The organism is Streptomyces solincola, assembly GCF_002982015.1.
Lineage (GTDB): Bacteria > Actinomycetota > Actinomycetes > Streptomycetales > Streptomycetaceae > Streptomyces > Streptomyces solincola.
Window position 1 is genome coordinate 1 of record NZ_PVLV01000242.1, and the last position, 10,746, is coordinate 10,746.

3 protein-coding genes, 1 tRNA gene and 1 pseudogene are annotated in these 10,746 nt (G+C 71.5%); 4 read left to right on the plus strand and 1 reads right to left on the minus strand.

Annotated elements, in window-relative coordinates:
• The first annotated feature begins 59 nt into the window (after nucleotides 1–59).
• Nucleotides 60–135: transfer RNA gene (locus C6N75_RS16635), tRNA-Thr, on the plus strand.
• A gap of 132 nt (nucleotides 136–267) precedes the next feature.
• Here C6N75_RS16635 and C6N75_RS16640 read toward each other — a convergent pair.
• On the minus strand, nucleotides 268–2,934 hold the full coding sequence (locus C6N75_RS16640; protein ID WP_105869696.1) for a SpoIIE family protein phosphatase: 2,667 nt from the start codon (nucleotides 2,932–2,934) through the stop codon (nucleotides 268–270).
• Between the two features lie 296 nt (nucleotides 2,935–3,230).
• Here C6N75_RS16640 and C6N75_RS16650 point away from each other — a divergent pair, with 296 nt between their 5' ends.
• The 3 genes and pseudogenes from C6N75_RS16650 to C6N75_RS16660 form a co-directional block, all read left to right on the plus strand.
• A complete protein-coding gene (locus C6N75_RS16650) occupies nucleotides 3,231–8,810 on the plus strand; it encodes a HAMP domain-containing protein (protein WP_181160498.1) in 5,580 nt (1,859 codons plus the stop codon).
• A gap of 244 nt (nucleotides 8,811–9,054) precedes the next feature.
• Nucleotides 9,055–9,714: a response regulator gene (locus tag C6N75_RS16655; RefSeq protein WP_105869697.1), complete on the plus strand. Its 660-nt coding sequence runs from the start codon at nucleotides 9,055–9,057 to the stop codon at nucleotides 9,712–9,714.
• A gap of 123 nt (nucleotides 9,715–9,837) precedes the next feature.
• Nucleotides 9,838–10,746: pseudogene (locus C6N75_RS16660) on the plus strand (cell division protein FtsK); the annotation flags it as partial.

Consider the following 10,746-nt stretch of genomic DNA (forward strand, 5'->3'; position numbering starts at 1 on the left):
AGCGCCGATGGTACTGCAGGGGGGACCCTGTGGGAGAGTAGGACACCGCCGAACTTATCGCCCCTATAGCTCAGTCGGTAGAGCGTCTCCATGGTAAGGAGAAGGTCAACGGTTCGATTCCGTTTGGGGGCTCCAGTCATCAAAGCCCCGCCCATCACATGGGCGGGGCTTTTTTGCGTTCGCGGGACCGGGACATGAAGAAGAGAATAGAGAGACAGAGAGAAGGGCCTGTCCGAGTATCCACTCGGACAGGCCCTTTCTCGCGTTTCAGGCGGGCGGCTGGTCCTCGGGGACGCGGAGGGCCAGGATCGCCATGTCGTCGGAGGGCGGGTCGGCGGCGAAGCGCTCGACGGCCCGCATGATCCGGGCGGAGACCGCGCCGGCCGTGAGGCCCGTACAGGTGGTGAGGACTTCGGCGAGGCCGTCGTCGCCCAGCATGCGGGAGCCCTCGCGGCGTTCGGTGACGCCGTCGGTGACGCAGAGGAGGACGTCGCCGGGGTCGAGGGTGACCGTCTCCTCGTACAGCTCCAGGTCGTCGATGACGCCGAGGAGGGGCTGCGGTTCGGCGGCGGGGGTGACGGTGCCGTCCTGGCTCAGGCGGAGGGGGAGCGGGTGGCCGGCGCAGACGACCTTGAGCTGGGCGCTGCCGTCCGGCTGGGGCCGCAGCTCCCCGTAGAGCAGGGTGAGGAAGCGGCTGCGGGCTCCCTCGTCGAGGATGGCGGCGTTGAGGCGTTCCAGGACGGCGGGGCCGCCGAGGCCCTCGCGGGCCAGCAGGCGCAGGGCGTGGCGGGCCAGGCCGGTGACGGCGGCGGCCTCGGGGCCGGTGCCGCAGACGTCGCCGATGGCGAAGCCGTAGGAGCCTTCGGCGATGGGGAACAGGTCGTAGAAGTCGCCGCCGACCTCGTTGCCCTCGCCGGCGGCGCGGTAGATGACGTCGACCTCGACGCCGGGGATGTCGGGCAGGCCGGGCGGCAGCAGGCTGCGCTGGAGGGACTGGCTGATGGCGGTGCGCTCGCTGTAGAGACGGGCGTTGTCGAGGGCCAGGGCGGCTCGGCGGGAGAGGTCCTCGGCGAGTTCCAGGATCTCCTGGCGGAAGTGGTCGTCGGAGGGCTTGCCGAGGGTGAGCATGCCGATGACGCGGTTGCGGGCGACCAGGGGGAGGACGACGGTCTCGCCGCCGACGGCCGCCGCGGTCGCCAGCGTGGTGCTGATGCCGGGGGAGGCGGAGGAGCCGAGGCCCAGTTCGCGCATGGAGGTGCGCAGGGCGGCCTGGTGGGCGGCCTCGGCGGGCGCGGTCCACACGCGGGCCCCGGGGGAGGGGACCGGTTCGGGCGGCGCCACCTTGCCGAGCAGGGCCTTGAGCCCGTCGATGCGCTCCTCGTCCTCGTGCAGCACGTAGGAGAGGTAGGGGTCCGAGGTGGCGTCGGCGATGGTGTAGACGGCGCACCAGGTGGCCAGGGTGGGCACGGTCATCTGGGCCATGAGGGCCAGGGTCTGGTCCCGGTCGAGGGTGCCGGCGAGCAGGTCGGAGGCTTCGACCAGGAAGCTGAGGGAGCCGCGGCGCAGGCGTTCGAGCTCGCCGAGGCGGGCGGACTCGACGGCGAGCGCGATGCGGTCGGCGGCGAACTGCAGGCGCAGGGCCTCTTCGTTCGAGTACCGGCCGGCGGCTTCGGCGGCGACGCCGAGGGAGCCGGTGAGGCGGCCCTCGACCTTGAGGGGGACGGTGACGACCGAGCGCATGCCGGTGCCGCCGAGGAGCGGGACGGCCCCCGGGGCGGCGGTGAGGTCCTCGTGGACGGCCGGCATGCGGGCGGAGGCGTAGCGGCTGGTGCCGGACTCGACGGGGACGCGGGCGAAGCGCTGGCGGGCGGAGGGCAGCCCGGTGGTGGCGCGTACCTCCAGCTCCGTCTCGTCGTCGGTGGCCAGGAGGAGGAAGGCGGAGTCGCCGTCGAGCATGTCGCGGGCGCGTTCGACGGTGCGCTGGAGCAGGCCGTCCAGGTCGTCGGGGGCGGGGGAGCCGATGAAGACCTCGAAGGGGTCGGCGGGGCGGCCCTCGGGGCCGGTGGCGCCCGCGGTGTCGGCGCCGACGTGGCTGCGCGGCGGGGTCTGGAGGATGGCGCGCTCGTAGTCGCGCACCAGCAGGCAGACGGTGGAGGGTTCGCCGGCGGTGTCGCGGACCCTCAGGTGGGAGGCGTAGACGGGGATGACGCGGCCGTCGGCGCCGCGGATGCCGTAGCTGCCCTCCCAGCGGGAGAGCCGCAGGGCCTCGGCGATGCCGGTGCCGATGCCGGGGGTGTGCGGCCAGGCGGCGAGGTCGCCGAGGGGCTTGCCGGTGACCTGGTCGGCGGCGTAGCCGAAGAGCTGCTCGGCGTCCTCGTTCCAGGCGGCGACGGCCCCGGTCTGGTCGATCTGGACGACGGCGACGCGGGTGCGGTCGTCGGTGGTGGGCAGGAGTTCGTCGGGCAGGACGGGCCCGGCGGAGCGGGTGCCGACCGGGCGCTCGGGCAGGTCGAGCTGGAACCAGACGTGTTTGCGAGTGGGGGAGTAGTCGACGCCCCAGCGGGTGGCGAGCGCGGCGCAGAGCATCAGGCCGCGGCCGTTCTCCCGGTCGGGGTCGGCGAGGGCGGGGCCGCTGCCCTGGAGGGGGACCTCGCGTTCGGGGTAGCGGTCGGCGACCTCGACGCGTACGCCGGTGTCGGAACGCAGGCACAGCACGTCCGCGGAGGTGCCGGCGTGGATGACGGCATTCGTGACGAGTTCGCTGGTCAGGACTACGGCGTCGTCGACGACGTCGGTGTGGCCCCACCCCTGGAGGGTGTCCCGGACGAAGGCCCGGGCGGTCGCCACGGACCGCCCCACGGGTTCGAAGGTGGCGGCCGCCCGCGCGGTGATCACAGAACTCCTCGTACGCGTCTCTACGCCCGGCTCTGCCATGGTCGGCCCAGCCCCTCCCCTGGTGAACACCGGTAACCGCTGGTGGTGCCGTCCGCACACCGCCTCCGCCGGGCGGACCGGGGCGGTTGGACAGCCGGATGCCAGGTTACTTACCTTCGCAGTCCGGGCGGAGGGTGGTCACCGCTGTTTCCGTCCCCCGAGGACGGGGACGCTATGCGAAGCTGCCGAACTGTTATGGCCTGGTTCCGTCGCGGTGAAACACTGGGGGACGGTTCCGGTGCCGGCTGGTGGCGGAGTACCCGAGCATGACGGTCGACCCCTGCGGGAGGGACACGGTGGAGTCTGGCGTGACGGCGCGGGGCGGCAGCACGCGCGCGAAGGGCGGACGGCCCCGGTCCCGGGCACGGGGCAACGGGACGGTCGAGGTGGACGCGGCCGCCCTGGAGCGGCTGCTTTCGGCACTGGTGTCGATGCGGGACGGCAATCTGCGCAAGCGCCTGACGGTGACCGGCGAGGGCCCGATGGCGGAGATCGCCGCGGTGTTCAACGAGGTCGCCGACCGGCAGATGCATCTGACCGGGGAGCTGTCGCGGGTGCGGCGGGTCGTGGGCCGTGAGGGCAAGCTGTCGGAGCGCCTGGAGGTCGGGGCCGGCGAGGGCGCCTGGGCGCAGGCCGTGGAGGCGGCGAACGCGCTGGTCGACGACATGACGCGGCCGGTGTCCGAGGTGGGCCGGGTGCTGGCGGCGGTGGCCGACGGCGACCTGCGGCAGCGGATGGAGCTGCGGTCGGAGGGCGCCGACGGGTCGGCGCGGCCGCTGCGGGGTGAGTTCCTGCGGGTGGCCCGCACGGTGAACAACCTGGTCGACCAGTTGTCGACGTTCACCGACGAGGTGACGCGGGTGGCGCTGGAGGTGGGCACCGAGGGCATTCTCGGTGGCCAGGCGCAGGTGCGCGGGGTGTCGGGGTCGTGGAAGGACCTCACCGATTCGGTGAACACCATGGCGTACCGGCTGACCGCGCAGGTGCGGGACATCGCGCTGGTGACGACGGCGGTCGCCAAGGGCGACCTGTCGCGGAAGGTCACCGTCCACGTGGCCGGGGAGATGGCGGAGCTGAAGGCCACCGTCAACACGATGGTGGACCAGCTCTCGTCGTTCTCCTCGGAGGTGACCCGGGTGGCCCGCGAGGTGGGCACCGAGGGCGAGCTGGGCGGTCAGGCGAAGGTGCGCGGGGTCGCGGGCGTCTGGAAGGACCTGACGGACTCGGTCAACACCATGGCGGGCAACCTCACCTCCCAGGTGCGCGGGATCGCGGAGGTGACGACGGCCGTCGCCCACGGCGACCTGTCGCAGAAGGTGCGGGTGAGCGCGCGGGGCGAGGTGGCGCAGCTCGCGGACACGATCAACGAGATGACGGAGACGCTGCGGACGTTCGCCGACGAGGTGACGCGGGTGGCGAGCGAGGTCGGCGCGGAGGGCCGCCTGGGCGGTCAGGCGAGGGTGCCGGGGGCCGCGGGGACGTGGAAGGACCTGACGGACTCGGTGAACACGGCGTTCACCAACCTGACGGGTCAGGTGCGGGACATCGCGACGGTGACCACGGCGGTCGCCAACGGTGATCTGTCGCAGAAGGTCACGGTGGACGTGGCCGGGGAGATGCTGGAGCTGAAGAACACCGTCAACACGATGGTGGACCAGCTCTCGGCGTTCGGTTCGGAAGTGACCCGGGTGGCTCGCGAGGTCGGCGTGGAGGGCCGTCTGGGCGGTCAGGCGGAGGTGCCGGGGGCGGCCGGGACGTGGAAGGACCTGACGGACTCGGTCAACACCGCGTTCAACAACCTCACCGGTCAGGTGCGGGACATCGCGCAGGTGACGACGGCGGTCGCCAACGGTGATCTGTCGCAGAAGGTCACGGTGGACGTGGCCGGGGAGATGCTGGAGCTGAAGAACACCGTCAACACGATGGTGGCGCAGCTCTCGTCGTTCGCGGACCAGGTGACGCGGATGGCGCGGGACGTGGGCACCGAGGGCCGGCTGGGCGGTCAGGCGAAGGTGCCGGGTGTCTCCGGCACCTGGAAGGAGCTGACGGACTCCGTCAACTTCATGGCGGGCAACCTCACCGACCAGGTGCGGCAGATCGCGCAGGTGACGACGGCGGTGGCGCGCGGTGACCTGTCGCAGAAGATCGACGTGGACGCCCGGGGCGAGATCCTGGAGCTGAAGAACACCATCAACACCATGGTCGACCAGCTCTCGGCGTTCGCCGAGCAGGTGACCCGGGTGGCCCGCGAGGTGGGCACCGACGGGCGGTTGGGCGGTCAGGCGCAGGTGCCGGGTGTGGCCGGGGTGTGGCGCGACCTGACGGACTCGGTGAACGGCATGGCCGGGAACCTGACGGCGCAGGTCCGCAACATCGCCCAGGTGGCGACCGCGGTGGCGCGCGGTGACCTGTCGCAGAAGATCGACGTGGACGCCCGGGGCGAGATCCTGGAGCTGAAGAACGTCCTGAACACGATGGTGGACCAGCTCTCGAACTTCGCCGAGCAGGTCACCCGGGTGGCCCGCGAGGTGGGCACGGAGGGCATCCTGGGCGGCCAGGCCGAGGTGCAGGGGGTCTCCGGCACCTGGAAGGACCTGACGCAGTCGGTCAACTCGATGGCGAACAACCTGACCTCGCAGGTGCGCAACATCGCCGAGGTGACGACGGCGGTGGCGCGCGGCGACCTGTCGAAGAAGATCACCGTGGACGCGCGCGGCGAGATCCTGGACCTGGTGACCACGGTCAACACCATGGTGGACCAGTTGTCCAACTTCGCCGACGAGGTGACCCGGGTGGCCCGTGAGGTGGGCACCGAGGGCATCCTGGGCGGCCAGGCCCGGGTGCGCGGGGTGACCGGCATCTGGAAGGACCTCAGCGACAACGTCAACGTGATGGCCAACAACCTGACGTCGCAGGTGCGGAACATCTCCCGGGTCTCCTCTGCGGTCGCCAACGGCGATCTGACGAAGAAGGTGACGGTGGAGGCGCGCGGCGAGGTCGCCGAGCTGGCCGACACGGTCAACACCATGGTGAAGACGCTGTCGTCGTTCGCGGCCGAGGTGACCCGGGTGGCCCGCGAGGTGGGCACCGAGGGCGAACTGGGCGGCCAGGCCCGGGTGCCGGGTGTGTCGGGGACGTGGAAGGACCTCACCGAGTCGGTGAACTCGATGGCGTCCAACCTGACCGGCCAGGTGCGGCAGATCGCCACCGTGACGACGGCGATCGCCAAGGGCGACCTGACCAAGAAGATCGACATCGACGCGCGCGGTGAGATCCAGGAGCTGAAGAACACCATCAACACGATGGTCGACCAGCTCTCGTCGTTCGCCGAGGAGGTGACCCGGGTGGCCCGTGAGGTGGGCACCGAGGGCATCCTCGGCGGCCAGGCCCGGGTGCGGGACGTGGACGGCACCTGGCGGGACCTGACCGAGTCGGTGAACGAGATGGCCGGCAACCTCACCCGTCAGGTGCGGGCCATCGCGGCCGTGGCGACGGCGGTGACCCGGGGCGACCTCAACGTGAAGGTCGACGTGGACGCCTCGGGGGAGATCCAGATCCTCCAGGACAACATCAACACGATGATCGTCAACCTGCGGGACACCACCCTCGCCAACGAGGAGCAGGACTGGCTGAAGGGCAACCTGGCCCGCATCTCCGGACTGATGCAGGGCCGGCGGGACCTGGACGACGTGGCCTCGCTGATCATGAGCGAGCTGACCCCGGTGGTCTCCGCCCAGCACGGCGCGTTCTTCCTGGCGATGCCCACCGGCGGCGGCAACGAGATCGGCTCGGACGAGGACGGCTCGTACGAGCTGTGCATGCGGGCCAGCTACGGCTACACGGCCGGTGCGATGCCGACGTCCTTCCGGCCCGGGGAGACGCTGATCGGCACCGCGGCCGAGGAGAAGCGGACCATCCAGGTCAACGTGCCGCCCGGCTATCTGAAGATCTCCTCCGGGCTGGGCGAGGCCGCCCCGGCGCATGTGATCGTGCTGCCGGTGCTGTTCGAGGGCAAGGTCCTCGGCGTGATCGAGCTGGCCTCCTTCCAGCCGTTCACCCAGATCCAGCGCGACTTCCTCAACCAGATCGCGGAGATGATCGCCACCAGCGTCAACACCATCAGCGTCAACTCCAAGACCGAGGTGCTGCTCAAGCAGTCGCAGGAGCTGACCGAGCAGTTGCGCGAGCGCTCCGCGGAGCTGGAGAACCGGCAGAAGGCGCTCCAGGACTCCAACGCGGAGCTGGAGGACAAGGCCGAGCTGCTGGCCCGGCAGAACCGCGACATCGAGGTGAAGAACACCGAGATCGAGGAGGCCCGGCAGGTGCTGGAGGAGCGGGCCGAGCAGCTCGCCGTCTCCATGCGCTACAAGTCGGAGTTCCTGGCGAACATGTCGCACGAGCTGCGCACCCCGCTGAACTCGCTGCTCATCCTCGCCAAGCTGCTCGCCGACAACGCCGAGTCCAACCTGTCGCCGAAGCAGGTGGAGTTCGCCGAGACCATCCACGGGGCGGGCTCGGACCTGCTCCAGTTGATCAACGACATCCTGGATCTGTCCAAGGTGGAGGCGGGCAAGATGGACGTCTCGCCGACCCGGATCGCGCTGGTGCAGTTGGTCGACTACGTGGAGGCCACGTTCCGGCCGCTGACCGCGGAGAAGGGCCTGGACTTCTCGGTGCGGGTCTCGCCCGAGCTGCCCGCCACCCTGCACACCGACGAGCAGCGCCTGCTCCAGGTGCTGCGCAACCTGCTGTCCAACGCGGTGAAGTTCACCGACAGCGGCGCGGTGGAGCTGGTGATCCGGCCGGCCCGCGCGGATGTGCCGGCCTCGATCCGCGAGCAGTTGCTGGAGGCGGGATCGCTGCGCGAGCCGGGCGGTGACCTCATCGCGTTCTCGGTGACCGACACCGGGATCGGCATCGCGGCCGGCAAGATGCGGGTGATCTTCGAGGCGTTCAAGCAGGCCGACGGCACCACCAGCCGCAAGTACGGAGGTACGGGGCTGGGGCTGTCGATCAGCCGGGAGATCGCCCGGCTGCTGGGCGGCGAGATCCACGCCGCCAGCGAGCCGGGCCGCGGCTCGACGTTCACCCTCTATCTGCCGCTGGCCTTCAACGAGTCGCTCCAGGCGCCGGTCGCCGAGGACGGCCCGGACCCGTCCGACCCGCAGGCGGGTCTGCGCGACATGGGGCCCGGCCAGGCCCGGGGCCGGCACTCCGGGGCGCTCTTCCGCCACCAGCGGCGGGCCGCACTGGACGGCGCCGCACCGCGTGCCGCGCTGCCCCCGGGCAACGGCGGCAACGGTTCTGGCAACGCCGGCAACGGCAAGGGCGCCGGCCGTGGCAACGCCGGCAACGGCCGTGGCAACGCCGGCAACGGCGTGGGCAGCGGTCCCGGCGGGGAAGCCGCCGGCGCGCCCGTCGAGGCGACGGCGTCCCAGGGCGGCGACGCGGCCTGGGCGGCCGCGCAGGAAGCCCCCGAGCCCGTGCGGAACATCACCTTCGACGGCGAGAAGGTGCTGATCGTCGACGACGACATCCGCAACGTCTTCGCGCTCACCAGCGTGCTGGAGCAGCACGGTCTGTCGGTGCTGTACGCGGAGAACGGCCGGGAGGGCATCGAGGTGCTGGAGCAGCACGACGACGTCACGGTCGTGCTGATGGACATCATGATGCCGGAGATGGACGGGTACACGACGACCACGGCGATCCGCCGGATGCCCCAGTTCGCCGGTCTGCCGATCGTCGCGCTGACGGCCAAGGCGATGAAGGGCGACCGGGAGAAGGCCATCGAGTCCGGCGCTTCCGACTACGTCACCAAGCCGGTCGATCCGGACCATCTGCTGTCGGTGATGGACCAGTGGATGCGCGGAGAGTGACCGTTCATGGGGGCATATCTGCCAGGCTGTTGACAGACTGTGGTGAGAAACGTGTGAGAGGGCGCTCACCGGGGAACTTTCCGGTCGTCGGCCGCGTTGGAGCCGTGTGCACCGTGACATCGCGGTGACAGGGTGTGTCGACGGGCGGGGTGCGGCTACGATGACCGGCACAAGGACGGGCGGCGCCAGGGAGCCGTCCCCGGGGGCGGCGCCCGGCCGACTGCCGGAGCGAGGAGGACGGGCCATGGTGCAGAAGGCCAAGATCCTCCTGGTCGATGACCGACCGGAGAATCTGCTGGCGCTGGAGGCCATTCTCTCCGCGCTCGATCAGACGCTGGTGCGGGCATCGTCAGGGGAGGAAGCGCTCAAGGCGCTGCTGACGGACGACTTCGCGGTGATCCTGCTGGACGTCCAGATGCCCGGCATGGACGGATTCGAGACCGCCGCGCACATCAAGCGCCGCGAGCGGACCCGCGACATCCCGATCATCTTCCTCACCGCCATCAACCACGGCCCGCACCACACCTTCCGGGGCTACGCGGCCGGCGCGGTCGACTACATCTCCAAGCCGTTCGACCCCTGGGTGCTGCGCGCCAAGGTCTCCGTCTTCGTCGAGCTGTACATGAAGAACTGTCAGCTCCGCGAGCAGGCCGCGCTGCTGCGGCTCCAGCTCGAAGGCGGCGAGAGCCCCGAGCAGAACGGCTCCGCGGTGCGCGAGTCGCCCGGGCTGCTCGCCGAGCTGTCCGCCCGGCTCGCCGCCGTCGAGGAGCAGGCCGAGGCGCTGTCCAAGCAGCTCGACGACGAGTCGGCGGACGCCGCGGCCGTCGCCACCGCCGCCCACCTGGAGCGCAAGCTCACCGGACTGCGCCGGGCGCTGGACGCCCTGGAGCCCGGAGCCTCCTGACGGGCCGTCCCGCGGGCCGGCCACCGAAACCCCGTCAGCCTGGCGTTACTTCCCGGGCGACACGAACGGGTGAAGCGCAGGGCACACGTGTCCACCGGGCCTCACGGCGGTAACCTCACCCCCATGGCCTCACGTACGTCCGGCAAGGGTTCCCAGGGCACGGCGGGCACCGCGAAGCCGCGTGCCGGCCGTACGCCGGCGGCAGCGAAGAAGACCGCGCCCGCCGCCCCGCCGCCGCCCGCCCGCAAGAGTGCGGCGCGCAAGCCGCCGGCGAAGAAGGCGCCCGCCAGGAAGGCCGTACGCAAACCGGCCAAGGCCGCGCCGTCGCCCACCGGCGGCGTCTACCGGCTGGTGCGCGCCTGCTGGCTCGGCCTCGCCCACGGCGTCGGCGCGATGTTCCGCGGCATAGGGCGCGGTGCCAAGGGCCTTGACCCCGCCCACCGCAAGGACGGGCTCGCGCTGCTGCTGCTCGGCATCGCGCTGGTGGTGGCCGCCGGCACCTGGGCCAACCTGCGCGGACCCGTCGGCGACCTGGTGGAGATGCTGGTCACCGGCGCCTTCGGCCGGCTCGACCTCATCGCCCCGCTGCTCGTCGGCGCGGTCGCCGTCCGGCTGATCCTGCATCCGGAGAAGCCCGAGGCCAACGGACGGATCGTCATCGGGCTGTCCGCCCTGGTCGTCGGCGTCCTCGGGCAGGTGCACATCGCCTGCGGCTCACCGGGCCGCGGCGAGGGCGCCGACGCCCTGGCCAACGCCGGCGGCCTCATCGGCTGGGCCGCCGCCAAGCCGCTGGTCTTCCTGATGAGCGAGGTCCTCGCGGTCCCGCTGCTCGCGCTGCTCACCGTCTTCGGCCTGCTCGTCGTCACCGCCACCCCGGTCAACGCCATCCCGCGCCGGCTGCGCGGCCTCGGTGAACGGCTCGGCGTCATCGAGCCGCGCTACGCCCCCGAGGCCGCCCCCGGCGCGGACGTGTACGCCGAGGAGTGGCGGGACGCCCCCCCCCCGCCCCCCCCGCGCCCCGCCCTCCCCCCC

What these genes read in the sequence shown, in the direction of transcription:
- C6N75_RS16640 (WP_105869696.1), bottom strand. Translation starts at nt 2,934, where the DNA reads ATGGCAGAGCCGGGCGTAGAGACGCGTACGAGGAGTTCTGTGATCACC.
- C6N75_RS16655 (WP_105869697.1), top strand. Translation starts at nt 9,055, where the DNA reads ATGGTGCAGAAGGCCAAGATCCTCCTGGTCGATGACCGACCGGAGAAT.